Annotated in this window: 15 protein-coding genes; 5 read left to right on the forward strand and 10 right to left on the reverse strand. The window is 60.5% G+C overall.

Annotated elements, in window-relative coordinates:
• Positions 1-2: 2 nt before the first annotated feature.
• Genes HY795_11165 through HY795_11185 form a run of 5 tightly spaced genes read right to left on the reverse strand, consistent with a single transcriptional unit; the run spans position 3 to position 4,756 of the window.
• The gene (locus HY795_11165; protein ID MBI4805782.1) at positions 3-1,076 is read right to left on the reverse strand and encodes a nickel-dependent hydrogenase large subunit; all 1,074 of its coding nucleotides are present in this window, start codon (positions 1,074-1,076) and stop codon (positions 3-5) included.
• Between the two features lie 3 nt (positions 1,077-1,079).
• Positions 1,080-1,466, reverse strand: coding sequence for an NADH-quinone oxidoreductase subunit C (locus HY795_11170; GenBank protein MBI4805783.1), 387 nt, complete (start codon positions 1,464-1,466; stop codon positions 1,080-1,082).
• A gap of 24 nt (positions 1,467-1,490) precedes the next feature.
• Positions 1,491-1,934 carry an NADH-quinone oxidoreductase subunit B family protein gene (locus HY795_11175; protein ID MBI4805784.1) on the reverse strand — a complete coding sequence of 148 codons (444 nt, stop codon included), beginning with the start codon at positions 1,932-1,934 and terminating at the stop codon, positions 1,491-1,493.
• Between the two features lie 30 nt (positions 1,935-1,964).
• Positions 1,965-2,813, reverse strand: a complete 849-nt coding sequence (locus HY795_11180) for an NADH-quinone oxidoreductase subunit H (protein MBI4805785.1) — start codon at positions 2,811-2,813, stop codon at positions 1,965-1,967.
• On the reverse strand, positions 2,813-4,756 hold the full coding sequence (locus tag HY795_11185; protein MBI4805786.1) for an NADH-quinone oxidoreductase subunit L: 1,944 nt from the start codon (positions 4,754-4,756) through the stop codon (positions 2,813-2,815). The genes HY795_11180 and HY795_11185 overlap by 1 nt, the downstream gene beginning before the upstream one ends.
• A gap of 438 nt (positions 4,757-5,194) precedes the next feature.
• Between HY795_11185 and HY795_11190 the strand changes: the two genes are divergently transcribed.
• Both HY795_11190 and HY795_11195 read left to right on the forward strand, forming a co-directional pair.
• Entirely contained in the window at positions 5,195-6,190 is a 996-nt protein-coding gene (locus HY795_11190) for an efflux RND transporter periplasmic adaptor subunit (protein MBI4805787.1), read from the forward strand.
• 8 nt (positions 6,191-6,198) lie between these two features.
• Positions 6,199-6,798, forward strand: a complete 600-nt coding sequence (locus HY795_11195) for a hypothetical protein (GenBank protein ID MBI4805788.1) — start codon at positions 6,199-6,201, stop codon at positions 6,796-6,798.
• A gap of 117 nt (positions 6,799-6,915) precedes the next feature.
• Here HY795_11195 and motA read toward each other — a convergent pair whose 3' ends face one another.
• Positions 6,916-7,770 (reverse strand): flagellar motor stator protein MotA, encoded by an 855-nt coding sequence (motA, locus tag HY795_11200; GenBank protein MBI4805789.1) that lies wholly within the window; start codon positions 7,768-7,770, stop codon positions 6,916-6,918.
• A gap of 423 nt (positions 7,771-8,193) precedes the next feature.
• Between motA and groES the strand changes: the two genes are divergently transcribed.
• The gene (gene groES, locus HY795_11205) at positions 8,194-8,481 is read left to right on the forward strand and encodes a co-chaperone GroES (protein ID MBI4805790.1); all 288 of its coding nucleotides are present in this window, start codon (positions 8,194-8,196) and stop codon (positions 8,479-8,481) included.
• A gap of 48 nt (positions 8,482-8,529) precedes the next feature.
• A complete protein-coding gene (gene groL, locus HY795_11210) occupies positions 8,530-10,170 on the forward strand; it encodes a chaperonin GroEL (GenBank protein MBI4805791.1) in 1,641 nt (546 codons plus the stop codon).
• A 124-nt stretch (positions 10,171-10,294) separates the two neighbouring features.
• Here groL and HY795_11215 read toward each other — a convergent pair whose 3' ends face one another.
• From HY795_11215 to HY795_11230, 4 genes are all read right to left on the reverse strand, one after another.
• The gene (locus HY795_11215) at positions 10,295-10,756 is read right to left on the reverse strand and encodes a DUF3795 domain-containing protein (protein ID MBI4805792.1); all 462 of its coding nucleotides are present in this window, start codon (positions 10,754-10,756) and stop codon (positions 10,295-10,297) included.
• A gap of 23 nt (positions 10,757-10,779) precedes the next feature.
• Positions 10,780-13,746 (reverse strand): FAD-dependent oxidoreductase, encoded by a 2,967-nt coding sequence (locus tag HY795_11220; GenBank protein MBI4805793.1) that lies wholly within the window; start codon positions 13,744-13,746, stop codon positions 10,780-10,782.
• Between the two features lie 82 nt (positions 13,747-13,828).
• Positions 13,829-14,728: a GGDEF domain-containing protein gene (locus HY795_11225; protein ID MBI4805794.1), complete on the reverse strand. Its 900-nt coding sequence runs from the start codon at positions 14,726-14,728 to the stop codon at positions 13,829-13,831.
• A 179-nt stretch (positions 14,729-14,907) separates the two neighbouring features.
• Complete coding sequence (locus HY795_11230) at positions 14,908-15,264, reverse strand: DUF2917 domain-containing protein (protein ID MBI4805795.1); 357 nt, start codon at positions 15,262-15,264, stop codon at positions 14,908-14,910.
• Between the two features lie 95 nt (positions 15,265-15,359).
• Here HY795_11230 and HY795_11235 point away from each other — a divergent pair, with 95 nt between their 5' ends.
• The gene (locus HY795_11235) at positions 15,360-16,787 is read left to right on the forward strand and encodes a PLP-dependent aminotransferase family protein (GenBank protein MBI4805796.1); all 1,428 of its coding nucleotides are present in this window, start codon (positions 15,360-15,362) and stop codon (positions 16,785-16,787) included.
• Positions 16,788-16,835: the final 48 nt, after the last annotated feature.

Below are 16,835 nucleotides of genomic sequence, written 5' to 3' on the forward strand. Positions count from 1 at the left end.
TCTTAACGCTCCGTGCAGGAAATGCACGGGTCGATGGACAGCACGATGACGGGCACGTCCGCCAGCTCGCATCCGGGCAGAACGGCCAGGAGCGGCGGAATGTTGGCGAATGTTGGAGTGCGGATGCGCACGCGCTCCAGGTTTTTCGAACCGTTGCCCTTGATGTAGTAGAAAAGCTCGCCCCGGGGCTGCTCAACCCGGTGCCAGACTTCGCCCTCGGGCTTGCCTTTCACCTTGGTGTTGATCTCGCCCTCGGGCAGCTTGGCCAGACACTGACGGATCAGGTCGGCGGCGGCGTAGACCTCGCGGAAGCGGACCTTGGAACGGGCGTAGGAGTCGCCGTCGTATTCCACCACGGGCTCGAAATCGAGCTGCCCGTAGGCGGCGTAGCCGGTCTGGCGCACGTCCTGGGCCCATCCGGAGCCACGCAGCATGGGGCCGACGGCGCCCAGCTGGTGAGCCTGTTCTTTTGTGAGCACGCCCTTGCCGCAGCAGCGCTTCTTGACCGTGTAGTCGTCAAGGATGGTCTTCTCCAGAGCGCGGACTTCCTTCTCGATCTTGTCGGTCTCGGCAAGGATCCAGGCCTTCTGTTCGGGAGTGATGTCCTTGCGGACGCCGCCCACGATGTTGGTGGAGATGACCACGCGGTTGCCTGCGGTGGCTTCCATGAGGTCCATGGCGCGCTCACGGATGCGCCAGAACTGCATGAACAGCGACTCGAAGCCGAAACCGTCCGCGAACAGGCCCAGCCACAGAAGGTGGGAATGGATGCGGTGGATCTCGCCCCACATCACGCGCAAGAAATGCGCGCGCTGGGGAACTTCGAGACCGAGGAGTTTTTCCACGGCTTCGCAGTAGTTGAGCGAATGGATGCAGGAGCAGATGCCGCACACGCGTTCCACGATGTTGACCATCTGGTTGTAGTCGCGGATGTCGGTGAGCTTCTCCAGGCCGCGGTGCACGTAGCCCAGGTTGGGCAGGGCCTCGACGACCGTTTCATCTTCCACCACCAGCTTCAGGTGGATGGGCTCGGGCAGCACCGGGTGCTGGGGACCGAATGGCAGTATGGTACGCATGGTCTAGGCCTCCTCTTTGCCCTTTTCTTTGCGGGCAAAGGTGAAGGTGCAGAACGGACTCTTCACCACCTCGGGTTCCAGGTACAGGGTGCAGCCGAAGTCGATGAGGATGTTCTGGAAGTTGACTCCGAACTGGTCCTTGATCTCGTTCTCGTAGAGAAGCGCCGGGAAGTAGACACCGGAGACTGAAGGCACCGGGGCTTCCTTGGGCACGTTCAAGCGGATATGCGAGACCTCAAGGTCTTTGTCGAAGTGGTAGAGCACGTCGAAGGTGCTGTCTTGCTTGATCTCCACGGCAGTGACGCCCACCAGGCGCAGCCCCGCGTCGAAGCGCTTCTGGCACTCGGGGATCAAGGTGTCCACCGTAATGGCTTGTTCATTGGCAAGCATCTGGGATACCTCGTGAAGTTATGTTTAGCCAGCGGCTTCCAGCGCGGCCTTGACCTTGCCCAGGGCATGGACAACGCCGTCGATGATGGCCTCGGGTTTGGGCGGGCACCCCCGGACGTACACGTCCACGGGAATCACCTTGTCCACGCCGCCCACCACGTTGTAGGCCTCGCGGAACACGCCGCCGGAGAGGCCGCAGGCGCCCATGGCGATAACCGCCTTGGGGGAGGGCATCTGGTCGTAGATGTTTTTCAGCACGTGCTTGTTGCGGTGGTTCACGGTGCCCGTAACCAGCAGCACGTCGGCGTGCTTGGGATCGCCGATGTTTATGATTCCGAAACGCTCGACATCATAGATGGGCGTCAGGCAGGCCAGCACCTCGATGTCGCAGCCGTTGCAGGAGCCGCAATCGAAATGGACTATCCAAGGGGACTTCAGCCGGCCCTTGTTGATCCAGTCTTTGAGCATGCTCATGGGTTGTTCTCCCGATAAGAAGGATTAGCCGGCGTAAAGCCAGAGCAGGTTCAGGACCGACAGGGCCAGGCCCCAACCCCACACTGTCTTGAGCATCCACTTGTAGGTCATGCGCGCGGTGACGTTGTCGATGACCAACTCAGCAAAGTAGGTCACCACAAGCAGGATCGCGCAACCCCAGAAGCTGGTGGCCCAGAACAGGGCGCACAGTCCCAGGACGAAGACCACGTCGTACCAGTGGGCGATCTCGATAAGAGCCAGCTGCGGGCCGGAATACTCCGTGAGCACGCCGCGCACGATTTCCTGGTGGGCATGGTGGCAGGCGGAGATGTCGAAGGGCGACTTGCGCAGCTTGATGGTCAGCGCATAGCCCAGGACCACGAACATGAGCGGCAGCTGATACAAGAGCGGCTTGCCGTACGTGAACACCTCGGACACCTTGAAGCTGCCCGTGACCATGGCGATGGACACGAACACCAGGATAATCAGCGGTTCGTAGGTGAGCATGGTCACCAGTTCGCGCTGGGCGCCCACCTGGGCGTAGGGCGACTGGGTGGACAAGGCGCCCATGACGAAGAACACGGCGCCGATTGTCAGCACGAAGAACATGAGCAGAAGGTCTGAACCGAGGAAGAACAAGAACACGGTCAACATGGAACTCACCAGGTAGACCCACACGGTGAGGATCTGCCAGGGGTTCATCATCATGGGCGATTTGCCCAGCAGTTTGAATACGTCGTAGAAGGGCTGCAGGATCGGAGGACCGACGCGCGACTGCAGCCAGGCGGTGCATTTGCGGTCAAGACCGGCCACAAGGCCGCCTATGACCGGGGCCAGGATCACGGCGATGGTTGCGAGCAGGAGCTTACCCATTAGATCACCCCTCCCAGCAAGAGTCCCAGCATGACAGCGAGCAGGACGCCGGACACCATGTTGATGGGCCCGCTCAGGCGATCCTCTCCGAAGATCCAGGACAGATAGAAGTTGCCGGCCTGATAGCCGACGTTGGCGCGGCCGGTGCTCACAAAGGCCTTGTTGTCGTCCGTGGCCTGAGCGCCACACAGGTAGGGGCCGACGCATTCGGCCGGGTTAACCTTGCGGGCAGCCTTCCAGGCCAGGTAGAAACCTACGCCCAGCACCAAAAACAGGGGATATATGTAGAATATGCCCTGGGCGCTGACGAAGTTCAAAGAATCCATGATGTAGCCGGCGGCCTTGTGCGAGCTTCTTACGGCAGGCTCAATGAGTCCGCCGTAGAGGAAGGGCACGAACAAGGACAACAGGACCGCGCCGTAGGCCAGGAGAACCAGAGGAGCACGCACCGTGGAGGGCTGGGGCTCGGCCGGAACGTCCTTGGGATACGGGGTGGAGAGCAGGATGCCAGCCCACCTGGCCCAGAACATCACGGTAAGGCCGGAACCAAGGGCCAGCATGATGGTCACGGGCATGTACTTCACGGCAGCGGCGCTTTCGATGGCCATCCACTTGCCGAGCAGCACGCCGAAGGGAGGCAGCAGCATGGTGACCACGCCGATCAGGGCCACGATGGTGGTCTTGGGCATGGTCATGTACAGCCCGCGCATGTCTTCCAAGTCGCGGGAGTGGATCTTCTGCTCGATGGTGCCCACGCACAGGAACATGAGGGCCTTGGACACCGCGTGGAAGATGATGATCACGATGGCTGCGGTGATGGCCGCCGGGGTGTTGATGCCCGCGCAGGCGATGATGAGCCCTAGGTTGGCGATGGTCGAATAAGCCAACACCTTCTTGGCGTTGGACTGTCCGACGGCCAAGGCCGAGGTGGTCAGGAAGGTGAAAGCCCCAAACATGGCCAGCATGCCCGAGAGCATGGTGCCCGAGTAAGCGGGAGACAGGCGCAGCACCAGATAGACGCCGGCCTTGACCATGGTGGAGGAGTGCAGCAACGCGGAGACCGGGGTCGGTGCGACCATGGCGCCGGTGAGCCAGCTCTGGAACGGCACCTGGGCGCTCTTGGTGATGCCCGCGTAGCAGAGCATGAACAGCGGGATCACGGCAGCCGCGCCGGCAGCCGAGAAGCCGGGCTTCAAAAGCTCGGACAGGTACAGGCCCACGCCGGACTTTTGCATGAAGATCAGAGCGAACACGAAGGCCACGCCGCCGGTCATGTTCATCCACAGGGCGCGGGTGGCGTTCTTCACCGAGGTCTCGTCGCCGTCATGCGCGATGAGCATGAAGGAGCAGAACGTGGTGACTTCCCAGAAGAAGTAGAGCCACAGCAGATTGTTCGCCAGCACCAGGCCGTTCATGGCGCCCAGGAAGGCCACCAGGAAGAAGAAGAACCGGGGCTGCTTGGACTTGGCCAAGTGCAGGTGTTCCTCGTGCTCGGGCATGTAGCCCAGGGCGTACACGCAGATAAGCGAGCCGACGATGGAGATCACCAGAACCATGATCAGCGAGAGCTTGTCCGCGAACATGGCGGGAGCAGCTATCGCCGGGCCGTGGCCCATGAAGAATTCCAGATAGACGAGCCCGACGACCTGAGCGGCCGTCAAGGCGGCCACCAGAGTGCTCTTGAGTTTCGTCACTGCCATTATCAGGATGACGATGAGCAGAGCGAAGTCGAGCAGCATGATGAGCCCGTCAAGACTGATTCCCAGCAGGCTTTTTGGGGAGTACTCGAACGATCCTTGCCCGACCAGGGCCAGGGAAGCAGCGGCCAGAACCACCGCCGCTCCGACCACGACCAAGCTTCTGGAGCCCTTGTCCCGAAGCAGCAACAGGGCAATTGCCGCCAGGAACGGGAGCACCACGGTCGTGAAAACCAAGATGTCCATATTCACCTCACGTTAGGTTGTGTCGAGTCAATTACCTCGCCTCGATACGTTGATTAGCTGTGCGAACTCCTCCCTTTTGAGAGTTGAAGACTCTCCGACCCCCCGGCCGGCAGGTATCAGGTATGACCTGGACTAAGAGCGTAGAGCGAACTCTTAAGGAATTGAAATTCCTTGGTCAAGTAACCTGAAAGTCCCGACAGGGCGGGGTTTGGTGCCCAGGCAACCGGAAGTCCAACTTCCCCTCCTCATAAGCGGTTTTCTTGGGCCGGTGAACGGTAGAAATCCGTCGGTGAACGGCACCGCTTTTCCGGGATGCAACAAATACCCCAAAGAAAAATCCTCGGCAACAGGAACGCAACGCACGCCCGCTTTGCCTGCCGGGGAATTTTAGGCTACATGGCCTCCATCGCTGCGGGCCTCTGCCCGCCTGGAGGTTGGATGCGCTTGTTACCCTGTCTGGCGGCCCTGATCCTGGCCGCCTCTTCCTGCACTTTCGCCTGGGCCGAGGAGATAACCTTCGTCGGCAAGACATACAGCCCCAACCACATGGAAGTACTGAGTCCTCACGCAACTCCCGAGGAGCTCAAGGTCTTCGACGCCATGGCCAAGGAAGTGAAACAGAAGCGGGGCGAAGATGCTGAACCACCTGTCAAACCGTTTACAGGCAGGATGAAGGTCACCAAGATGATGGCCGACATAGGCCATAAAGTGGACCTCGACCAGCGGCTACTGGAATACGCCTTCCCTCCCGAGGATCTGCTCTCTGAGCGGCGCAAGGTATCCCAGGCCGAAATCAGATCCCTTGAAGCTTCAGCTGAAAGCGTTCGTGCCGATGTCACCTCAAAGCGCAAGAAACTTGAGGAAGCGCGCTTGCGCCATAGCCGGGGCTCGGCGTCCGACCAGGAAGTCAGCGACATGACAAAGGATCTGGAACTCGCCAAGCTCAAGGAGCGCATGCTCGACGAGAACCTCCGTTTCGAAAAGGAGATGGCCAAGGGGGAGCTGGACCTTGCCAAGGCTAAATTCGGGGCCAAGACAACGCAACACCATATACCCGGGGTTTCCTGGATCACCACACCGGTGGCCGGTTATGTCCTTTGGGCGAACCCTGAAGTGAAGCCTGGCATCATCCTCTCAAAAAAGACCAAGCTGTTCGTCGTTGGTTCCATGGACCCCATACTCATTCGTGCGCTCGTGCATGAGATTCAGCTGTCCAAGCTGCGGGTGGGGGACAAGGCCAAGGTCGTATTCGACACCCTGCCCGAAAAGAGCTTCGAGGCCTCCATCATCCGTATTCCCATGACCGCCAATCAAACTGATGTTCAATTGCCTTCTCATTTCGAGGTTGAACTGTCCTTGCCCAATCCCGACCTCTTTCTTAAGGAAGGAATGCGCGGGCAGGTGACTGTCCAGATTCCCGATGGCCCCCGATAGGAGGCGTAATGGACGACAGCGATTACCGGACGACCTTTCGAGTCGAAGTGGACGAAACCATTGTTCTTGAACTGGCAGTGTGGTTCAGGCGCAGAAACGAGATGGGACGCGTCCACTTACGAAACCTGGGCGAGCCCAAGATGCTCCAGGGAAAGCCTCCCGAGCCCCGTATCGAAGACATCTCCTCCACCGGACTGTGCCTTTCCTTCAGAGGATCACAGCCCATGGGTGTGGAAAAGTTCGCAGGAGTGTACGTCATTCTTTTCTTCCAGCTTGTGGACCCAACGGATATGATGGGGGAACCCTTGAGCTTCCTGGCCGGATTCGACGTGAAGCACTCACAGTTCCACAACGAAAGAAATTTTTTGGGGCTTAAGCTGCGCTGGGATGGAGTCCCGGATCAGAACGACAAGGCGATCTTCTTCGCGGACGCATCCAAGTATGGCATCGCTGATCTGACCAAATGGTGTGACGACATGAACCGCAAGGTCAGCGGCATGGAGAGCCTGCCCCCGCAGGGGCTCAGACTGGACAGGCTGTTGCGGGAACTGGACATCGTCCAGCGAGAGACTGCCAAGAAAGCCAGCACGACGGCCGCGCAAGGGTAAGTCAACTCGCCATATCACCGGCCACAGAGGATTCATCGCTCCAGCGAAGTTGGTGCCTCGCCCTCCAGGGCTTGCTTAAGCGATCCTGAAAAAAGAAACCAAGAACCTCAGGCGGCGCTAGCCGCCCTTCTTCATTCCCTCTTCCAATTCTTCCATTGAGGGCTGCACATTGGTCGGGACAGCCCTCCTTGCGTATTCAACGGCCAGGATAGGGGCGAGACCGATGGAATAGCCCATGAGCGCGGACTTCAACACCTTGAGCCTGGCCTGCTTGGCAGCGGCCTGATGTTCCAACATCGTGGCCATGGGGCCTACGAAACCGTAGCAGAGCAGAACGCCTAAGAAGGTTCCCACCAGCGCCGCGGCTATGTGGTTGCCGAGAACTTCCGGCGGCTGGTTGATGTCGCCCATGGTGATGACGATGCCAAGCACTGCCGCCACGATGCCTAGGCCCGGCAGGGCGTCTGCGGTCTTGCTGACAGTGCCGCCCGCGAGCAGGTCGTGATGTTTGCGGGTGCTGATGTCGGTATCCATTATGGCTTCGTAGTGGTGCTGTTCGATGTTGCCCGCGATGACGATCTTTAAGTTGTCGCAGATGAAGTTCAGAACGGTCTTGTTCTTGGTCACTGCCCCGAAGCGGCGGAAGATGTCGGAGTCGGCGGGGCGGTTCACGTGCGCGTCCAGGGCCACTGCTCCGGAGCGGCGGGCCAGCTGGAACAGCTCATACATGAGGGTGAGCATATCCAAGTAGAAGGCCTTGGAGTCCTCCTTGGCGGTGAAAATCTGGGGAAGGTGTTTGAAGACGTCCTTCACCACGCTCATTGGGGAGGAAATGAACAGCGCGCCCAAGGCCGCGCCGCCGATGGTAAGCAGCTCGTAAGGCTGAACTAGGACCGCTAGCTGGCCATGGGAGAGCACGTACCCCCCGATGACGCTGCCCAGAACCATGATGACGCCGATAATCGCTGTCATACATTCCCGCCCCTCCAGGCGAGTGGCACTTCTTTTATTAAAGGGAATAACCGTTCCAGGCGCACCCAGACACTGGCTCGCAATATCAGTGTTGTGGCCCGGGGTGCCGCGGGGACGCAACGGCAATCAGGAAAATCTCCAGAATATGCTTGGAAGTCAAGTGTACTCTTGCACGCGGGGGCTCTGCTCTAGCTTGGCATTTTGCAGACGAAACAGAATTTTGGAGTAATTTCGAGGATAGCTGAGCATTATCGAGAATTATTCGTTTTAAACCTTCTGGCAGCCCCAGACTTTCTTCCATCTTTTGCTTCCCTTGTTGGCATTTTCGGGTATGTTCCCTATTACGCTGCCCGACGTTAGCACTCATCTGTTGTGAGTGCTAACAGTCTAAATACGAAAATTCCATCCGGAGGATTATCCGCAATGAAACTCAAGCCTTTGAACGATCGTGTTCTGGTGAAACGTCTCGAGGAGGAAACCAAAACCGCTGGTGGCATCATCATTCCTGATTCCGCCAAGGAAAAGCCCATGAAGGGCGAGATCATCGCCGTGGGCCCCGGCAAGGTGGGTGAAGACGGCAAGCGCGTCAAGCTCTCCGTTGACAAGGGCAACAAGGTGCTCTTCAACAAGTACGCTGGCACCGAGATCAAGATCGACGGTGTGGAATACCTGATGATGCGTGAGGACGACATCCTCGCCATCGTCGAGTAGTCCCGGTAAGCAACTCATTCATCTCATTTTTATTGAAGGAGACACGATATGTCCGCCAAGGAGATTCTGTACGACGCCCAGGCTCGCGAGAAGCTGAAAAAGGGTGTCGATAAGCTCGCCAATGCCGTTAAGGTTACCCTGGGTCCCAAGGGCCGCAACGTGGTCATCGAGAAGAGCTTCGGCTCCCCGGTCATCACCAAGGACGGCGTGACCGTGGCCAAGGAAATCGAACTCACCGACAAGTTCGAGAACATGGGCGCCCAGATGGTGAAGGAAGTCGCCTCCAAGACCTCCGATGTGGCCGGCGACGGCACCACCACCGCCACCATCCTGGCCCAGGCCGTGTTCCAGGAAGGCGTGAAGCTCGTGGCCGCCGGCCGCAACCCCATGGCCATCAAGCGCGGCATCGACAAGGCTGTTGAAGCCATCGTCGGCGAGCTGGCCACCCTGGCCAAGCCCACCCGCGACCAGAAGGAAATCGCCCAGGTTGGCACCATTTCCGCCAACTCCGACGCCACCATCGGCAACATCATTGCCGAGGCCATGAACAAGGTCGGCAAGGAAGGCGTCATCACTGTCGAGGAAGCCAAGGGTCTGGAGACCACCCTGGACGTGGTCGAGGGCATGCAGTTCGACCGCGGCTACCTCTCCCCCTACTTCGTCACCGATCCCGAGAAGATGGTCTGCGAGATGGATGATCCCTTCATCCTGATCAACGAGAAGAAGATCTCCACCATGAAGGACCTGCTGCCCGTGCTGGAGCAGGTTGCCAAGATGGCCAAGCCCCTGTTGATCGTTGCCGAGGACGTCGAGGGCGAAGCCCTGGCCACCCTGGTGGTCAACAAGCTGCGCGGCACCCTGCAGGTCTGCGCCGTGAAGGCCCCTGGCTTCGGCGACCGCCGCAAGGCCATGCTCCAGGATATCGCCATCCTCACCGGCGGCCAGGCCGTCTCCGAGGATCTGGGCATCAAGCTCGAGAGCATCGGGCTTGCCGACCTGGGCCGCGCCAAGCGCGTGGTGATCGACAAGGAAAACACCACCATCATCGACGGCTCCGGTAAGGCCGAGGACATCAAGGCCCGCGTGAAGCAGATCCGCGCCCAGGCCGAAGAGACCACCTCCTCCTACGACAAGGAGAAGCTCCAGGAGCGCCTGGCCAAGATCGTCGGCGGCGTCGCCGTGATCAACGTTGGCGCTGCCACCGAGACCGAGATGAAGGAGAAGAAGGCCCGCGTGGAAGACGCCCTGAACGCCACCCGCGCCGCAGTTGAAGAAGGCATCGTGCCTGGCGGCGGTGTGGCCCTGGTGCGCTGCCTGAAGGTCCTGGACAAGATCAAGCCCGCTGACGACGACGAGACCGCTGGCATCGAGATCGTGAAGCGCGCCTGCGAAGCTCCCCTGCGCCAGATCTCCGGCAACGCCGGGTTCGAGGGCTCCATCGTGGTGGCCAAGGTGCGCGACGGCAAGGAAGGCTTCGGCTTCAACGCCGCCACCGGCCAGTACGAAGACCTGATCAAGGCCGGCGTCATCGACCCCAAGAAGGTGACCCGCATCGCCCTGCAGAACGCTGCTTCGGTTTCCGGCCTGCTGCTCACCACCGAGTGCGCCATTGCCGAGAAGCCCGAGCCCAAGAAGGATATGCCCCCCATGCCCGGCGGCGGGATGGGCGGAATGGGCGGAATGTACTAGGCCATAAGCCGGTACACGCCTGATCGTCTGATATGAAGAGGCCCCGGAGCAAATGCTCCGGGGCCTTTTTCTTCACAACAGAGGGGAATGGTTCTCCGGAACCCGCGCAATCAGAGTAGCCTCCTCACCCAACCTTGCCCGGGTAGCGATGCGTGGCCAGCTGCTCCTCATAGAAAGCCTCCACGCCGATCTGCCTCATGCGGTCACTGAGCTGCATCCATCTTTTGCGCAAGGGCATGCCAGCGAACTGCCCCTCACACGGGTAGTCCGGACACTGAAAACAGAAATCCACTCCTTTCTCCCGGGAACACGTCCGAGCCAGGCAGTCCAAAGGACAGGTGACGCGATCAGTGCGGCAACCGCCGCATGATCCTTGGCCCAGCGACTCCAGCACAGCCTGGAATTCCTCGAACCCGGCGAACTCAGGCCTGCCGCCAGCCTTCAAGGCGGCGACCCGGCCGTAGTTGCCCAGAAGCTCCCTGAGGCGGGTGCTCAGGGCTTGAATCTCTCCGCCATCGAGATCGGCGCATCGCCCGCAATCCAGTCCACAGGGGGCAAGATGTTTGAGGATCTCGGCATATTTCACGGTCTGTACTCCTTCCCAGCCATTCAGCGCAGCATGCTGGCCACGAAGCTCACACCCTTTTGCTTGCGCGCGCACTCCGGGCACAGTTCCTGATCCATTCGGGCGCTAGAAGCCAACTGCTCGCCAATCCGGCTGCGTAGATGCTCAAGATACTGCTCGGTGGGCAGCGGTTTACCGCACTCCACGCAGTAGGGGGGGTGAATCTCGCTTATGGCGTGGCCGGTGAAGGAAATGGCCGCCTCCCCCTTTTCCAGCACCATGCGCATGGCTCCTGTGGGGCAGATGTGGGTGCAGGCCCCGCACCCCACACACTTGCCGGTGGGCCTGTCGAAATCCTCGAACACCAAGCGCCCGCCCACGTCCTTGAACCGAAGCGCGTCACCTCCAGCCTCCGAACACACCAGCTGGCACAGACCGCACCCGATGCACACGTCGCAGCGCAGGCAGCGCCGGGCTTCGTTCTCGGCCATGTCCTGGTTGAGCCCAAGTTCCACCTGCTCGAAATTCATACTCCTGGCGCTGACAGAGATCATGGGAATATCCGGGCGTTCATGCTCGGACCAGCCGCAGCCGTGTGAGGAGCAGAGGAGCTCCTGTTCCCAGCGCGGCCTGGGTTCCACTGAGGCAGGATCAAAGGGAACGCCTCGCAAAAAGGCGTCGATGGCGTGAGCCGCGCGCTTGCCGTCCCGGATGGCCTCAACCACTGTTGCCGGGCCCTGGGCGGCGTCCCCTCCCGCGAAGACTCCAGGCCTGTCCGTGGCCAGGGTGGCGGAGTCGATCTGAATGGTCTTCCACTTGGTCAGACATACTTCACCCAGGGTGCCGTCGGAGCCCTGGGTAAAGGATTCATCGCAGAACTGGCCGATGGCCGAAATGATCATGTCGCAGGCGAGGATGCGCTCCGTGCCGGATTTAGGCTCAGGACGGCGCCGCCCGGACGCGTCGGGAGCGCCCAGGGCCATGGTGATCACCTCCATGCCCTCGAGTTTCCCGCCTTCCCCAACCAGCCGAGTTGGAGCGGCCAAAAAGGTGAAGTGCACGCCCTCATGCTCGGCCTCCTCCACCTCCTCCAAGGCCGCGGGCATTTCGGCCCTGGAGCGGCGGTAGACCACACGCACCTCCTGGGCCCCCAGGCGCACGGCCGTGCGGGCGCAGTCCATGGCGGTGTTGCCTCCGCCGACCACCACAACTTTGCTGCCAACGGCCGGAGTATGCCCGAGCCCGAGCTCCACCAGGAACTCCGTGCCGGAGACCACCCCAGCCAGAAGGCGCTCCCCCTCCAGTCCCAGGGCTCTACTGGACCAGGCTCCCAGGCCAAGAAACACTGCGTCGAAACCCTGGCCGGCCAGACCGTCCAGGGAAATATCGCTCCCGAGAGTCTTGCCGGTTTCGACAGCCACCCCGAGCGAAAGGACGGTTTCAATCTCGCGGTCCAAAATGGCCTTGGGCAGGCGGTATTCCGGTATTCCGTAGCGCATCATGCCCCCGAGCTTGGGCATGGACTCGAAGATCGTCACCGCATGGCCCATGCGCGCCAGAAAAGACGCACAGGAAAGACCGGCCGGCCCCCCACCCACAACGGCGACCTTCCTGCCGGAAGAGGCCGCCCTTTGACACACCGGCGGATACCCCCCTGTGGCCTCCATGGCTGCCTTGGTGGAAACCGCCTTCATGGCCCGGATGTGAATCGGCTTGTCCACCTTGCCGCGAAGGCAGACCTTTTCGCAGGGTGCGGGGCATATCAGGCCGCAGGCGTAGGGCAATGGGTTGTCCTGCACCATGATGGACACGGCCTTGGCATGCTCGCCCCGGCCCGTGAGCGAAAGGAAGTTGGGGATGTCGATCCCTGAAGGGCAGCGCTCCTGGCAAGGAGCCACCCGGCGGGCACGGCAGGTGCCCGTGCCGCAGTTTCCCCTGGAGTGTTCGAGCCACTCTTCGGGAAAGGCTGCCAGGGAGCTTTGCAGCGTTCGAGCGGCCTTGAGGCCGGCTTCATCAAGAAGAGACACTGCATTTCCCAGCTCCTCAAGCTGCTCGGGTCCTCCGCGACCGAGGGCCAGCTCCGTGGCCAGCCTAGCAGCCCGGGCCAGAAGGCCCCGATGAGGATGGCCCTCCCGTACGGCGGCACAGCGCCAGTGCTGGTACAAAGCCTGGCGTGTCAGGTCTACCGGACACTGCGTAGCTCCTATGCCCCGCAACTGGGTGAACCCGGGGTTCACAGCCATGCCTGTTAACAACTCTGGATCCCAGGGCAGGGGAGAGTTCGCGGCAACGAACCCGGAAAGGCCCTCGTCCAGGCATAATGCCCCCATTTCTCCGGAGGCCTGCCTGAAATCATCTCCGAATGCGGCCTCCACCGGTTTCTGGCCATTGAGGACAAAGCCGGAGCGAACGAGCATACCGCCTGATGAAAATGCGGCTGGCAGCCGCATCCATGTCCTTAGCCCCAGTCTGAAAACACCCGGATCAACTGTTGGTGCGGTAAAATCCGGCTCTTGAGTCTCGAATGCGACTTCCAGTGTCAGCCCTGCCTGCGCCACCGCCGGGACGACCGAAGCTTCGGCCAGAACCTCTCTTATGCGTTGCCAGAGCATCTCCCGGCCGGGCGAGAGCAGTATCCTGGCGGTGTGCCGCCCAAGGCTTAATGCCGCATGAGCCAGGGCCTCAATCAGGCCGAACGGATTGGAGACGATGAGAGAGTGCGGAAGAGGGTCACCGAGGAACGTGTCGCGGGCGTCCACGGCCAAAAGCCCGGCTCCGGTACGTTGGGCGGACCATGTTACGAATACAGGCCATGCGGGAGACAGGTCGTCACGCAAACCGCTGTCACGCAATACCGCCGCGCGCTGGCCTGGTGACATTTCCCGAAGAGTGTCCAGGGAAGAATAACCGCCGAGACTCAGATAGCCGGGGAGCCCGACTCCAGCCAATGCATTGCAGAGAGTTGTCACCGGCGCTGGCCCTGAAGCCATATCCAGAAGGGAAGACGTCATGAAAGCCCCCGTACGCTTAGGTTGCCCTCACCTACCGTCCGGGGAGAGGAAATGCAATTCTGCAAGGGAGTCGTCTGTTTTGTCAGCCTTTGTAGGAAACAACGCAGTTTCGTCCGGCCTGCTTCGCCTCGTACAGGGCCTCGTCCGCCGCATTCACCAGCCGCTGCTCCAGCGCGTCCGTCCAATTGCCGAGATTGGCCACGCCGAGACTGATGGTCAGCTTGATGCCGGAGTCCAGCACTTCCCCGTCCACATCCCGAATGATGAAATTATAGTTCTCGATGCGCTGGCGCAGATGTTCGGCCAGGGCCACACCCTGCTTGAGCGTCATATCCTGGGCGATGAGGGTGAACTCCTCGCCCCCGTAGCGAGCGGAAAAGACTTTCCCGCCATGGTCCACCTGGCGCTGGCATTCCCTGATGACCGAAGCCACTGTGGAAAGGGCCTGGTCGCCCCTTAGATGGCCATGACGATCATTGAACGCCTTGAAATGGTCCACGTCAGCCATGAGCACGCATAAGGGTTTTTTCAAAGCCCTGGCCCGGTGGATGGCCCTGCCCAGGGCCTCTTCGAAGGCCCGGCGGTTGTTGAGACCGGTAAGTGAATCCGTGAAGCTCAAGCGCGCCAGGTTTTCCGCGTCCTCCTCCATGTAGCGGACCACGTCCTGGAATCCGCGCCGGATGTCATCCAGGACACTGTCAATGTCCTTTCCGCTTTGCACGGTCTCAACGGTGCTTGATTCCAACTGCTGCAATTCCCCTTTGCGTTTGAGGATCATTCCCCGGGAATCGTTGATGGCCCGGGAGAGGTCGCTCAGGGCTGTCTGGAGTCGCATGCGCCAGGGGGACGTGATGATTTCCTCGGTTTTGCGGGAGAGCTCGGCAAACCTCTCCTCGGTCAGATCCCGCTCCTTGAGCACGTTGACCACCAGTTCCTGGATCTGCCTCTTCTGCTCCGGCGAGTAGATATCGTAATCCTTCATGGACCGCATAAAAAGGATAAGCGCCCGCCATTTAGAATTCCGGGGCACCCCCAGCTTATCCATTGTCTCGCAGATTCCGTCGAAACAGTGCAGCTTTGTTGTCTTTCCCGAATTGCGAGGAGTCATGTTTCAACTCATACTGAATGTCCCCACTCTTTACCAGAATTATTGATACCTTCTTACTTCCAACCGAGAATTATCCTGGCAGGACAATACATTGCCGTTATAGTCACCCGCTCCCCTCCGTTCAGTTCCAGAGATTCACCCGCGCGGACAGCCATGTCCCCTCCGTCTTTCGGACAGGTAACCCAGACCACTCCGTCCTGACATTCAACCCTGGATCTGCGCGGGCCGTCCAGGGAAACCGTCTGCCCCGTTTTCAACTCTATCCGGAGCATCCCCCAGGGGGTAAGCCACGTGAGCATTTTCCGGAAGAGCACGCTTGCGAACTGCACCGATTTGCCGGACTCGACTGCGTCGTCCACCATTCCCCGGTTCTCAAACGGCCAGGTCCTGGGTGTTAATTCCTGCGCCATAACCACCTCCCTTACGTATTCCTGCTTTGCTTGAACCACGAAAACTGTTATCGGAACAGATACAGTTACCTGAAACATCAACCAGTACAGTTTATATGTCCTCTGAAGCCTACCGATACGAAACGGTCCGTCAGAACGTTCTGGACATGATCGAATCCGGGGCTCTCAAGCCCGGCGAAAAAGCCCCGTCCCTTCGACGTCTGGCCGGACGCATGCGGGTAAGCCTTTCCACGGTCGCTCTGGCCTACGCCCAGCTTGAGAGCGAAGGCGTCATGGAAGCCAGACCAAAATCCGGGTTCTATGTTCGCAAGGCCAGGCAGGTTCTGCCTCCACCAAGCTCCAGGGAGCAGGATGCCGCACCACCAGAGCCGCTCAACCGGGCCGGGCTCATCCGAAAGGTCATGGAAGACATGGCCCGGCGCGACACGCTCCCGCTTGGAGTGGCCAGAACAGCGGAGAGTCTCCTGCCGCTTAGGCAGATCAACCGCATTCTGGCCCAGGTCCTGCGCGACGAGGGAGAGCGGGTGGGTTTCTACGGCCCGGTCCAGGGCCTTGAACCCTTGCGCCGCCAGATCGTGCTGCGCTCCATGGAGGCCGGTATCGAATGTGGGGCTTCCGATATCCTGGTGACCAGCGGTGCAATGGAAGCCTTGCACATCGCCCTGCGCTGCGTGACCAGGTCGGGCGACACCGTGGCCATAGCCTCGCCCACCTATTATTGTTTTCTGCAGCTCTTGGAGAACCTGGGGCTTCGCGTGGTGGAAATCCCCTCCCGGCCAGGCGAAGGCGTTCGCCCGGCGGATCTGGCCCAGGCTGTCGAACGTTTTCGCGTCGCGGCCTGCGTTCTCACCCCAAATTTCAACAACCCGGACGGGGCGCTCACCCCGGATGATGCCAAGGCCGAGATCCTGGAGATTCTGGCCGCCAAGGACATCCCGCTCATAGAGGACGACGTATACGGGGACATGCATTTTGCGGCCGAGCGCCCCAAGTGCTGCAAGGCCTTTGACCGCAAGGGGCTCGTGCTCACCTGTTCGTCCTTTTCCAAGACCATCGCACCGGGCTACCGGGTGGGCTGGCTTCTCCCCGGGCGCTTCAAGGACACCGCCCTGGAAGTGAAGGCCACCACCAGCGTGGCAACGGCCACTCCCACCCAAATGGCCCTGGCCGAGTATCTTGGGTCCGGAGGCCATCACAGGCATTTGAAACGGCTTCGCCCGGCGGTGAAAGCCATGATGGAAAACATGCACGCCCTGGTCTGCCAGTATTTTCCGCCCGGCACCAAGGCCACCAGGCCCGAAGGCGGCTCCGTCATGTGGGTCGAGCTTCCCGGCTCCACGGACGGCGTGGAGTTCATGCACCGGGCTTTGGCCAAGGGCATCACCGTGGCCCCTGGCGTCTTGTTCTCCTCGCTGGACCGCTTCGGTGAATTCATCCGCGTGAGCTACTGCGTGCCGGACAGCCCGGAGCTGACCCAGGCGGTGCGCACCCTGGGCGAGATAGCGGGGGACTTGATGCGATAGCCTCATGCGGCCTATCTACATCGCCGCACCGGGCGCAATCCAATCGCA

Origin of the sequence: Desulfovibrio sp., assembly GCA_016208105.1 — a bacterium.
Lineage (GTDB): Bacteria > Desulfobacterota > Desulfovibrionia > Desulfovibrionales > Desulfovibrionaceae > Fundidesulfovibrio.

Excerpts from the sequence above, each read along its gene's own strand:
- HY795_11195 (MBI4805788.1), top strand. The coding sequence starts at position 6,199 with ATGGACGACAGCGATTACCGGACGACCTTTCGAGTCGAAGTGGACGAA.
- HY795_11180 (MBI4805785.1), bottom strand. The coding sequence starts at position 2,813 with ATGGGTAAGCTCCTGCTCGCAACCATCGCCGTGATCCTGGCCCCGGTC.
- HY795_11175 (MBI4805784.1), bottom strand. The coding sequence starts at position 1,934 with ATGCTCAAAGACTGGATCAACAAGGGCCGGCTGAAGTCCCCTTGGATA.
- groL (MBI4805791.1), top strand. The coding sequence starts at position 8,530 with ATGTCCGCCAAGGAGATTCTGTACGACGCCCAGGCTCGCGAGAAGCTG.
- groES (MBI4805790.1), top strand. The coding sequence starts at position 8,194 with ATGAAACTCAAGCCTTTGAACGATCGTGTTCTGGTGAAACGTCTCGAG.
- HY795_11225 (MBI4805794.1), bottom strand. The coding sequence starts at position 14,728 with ATGAAGGATTACGATATCTACTCGCCGGAGCAGAAGAGGCAGATCCAG.
- HY795_11185 (MBI4805786.1), bottom strand. The coding sequence starts at position 4,756 with ATGGACATCTTGGTTTTCACGACCGTGGTGCTCCCGTTCCTGGCGGCA.
- HY795_11165 (MBI4805782.1), bottom strand. The coding sequence starts at position 1,076 with ATGCGTACCATACTGCCATTCGGTCCCCAGCACCCGGTGCTGCCCGAG.
- HY795_11170 (MBI4805783.1), bottom strand. The coding sequence starts at position 1,466 with ATGCTTGCCAATGAACAAGCCATTACGGTGGACACCTTGATCCCCGAG.
- HY795_11190 (MBI4805787.1), top strand. The coding sequence starts at position 5,195 with ATGCGCTTGTTACCCTGTCTGGCGGCCCTGATCCTGGCCGCCTCTTCC.
- HY795_11235 (MBI4805796.1), top strand. The coding sequence starts at position 15,360 with ATGTCCTCTGAAGCCTACCGATACGAAACGGTCCGTCAGAACGTTCTG.
- HY795_11220 (MBI4805793.1), bottom strand. The coding sequence starts at position 13,746 with ATGACGTCTTCCCTTCTGGATATGGCTTCAGGGCCAGCGCCGGTGACA.
- motA (MBI4805789.1), bottom strand. The coding sequence starts at position 7,770 with ATGACAGCGATTATCGGCGTCATCATGGTTCTGGGCAGCGTCATCGGG.
- HY795_11230 (MBI4805795.1), bottom strand. The coding sequence starts at position 15,264 with ATGGCGCAGGAATTAACACCCAGGACCTGGCCGTTTGAGAACCGGGGA.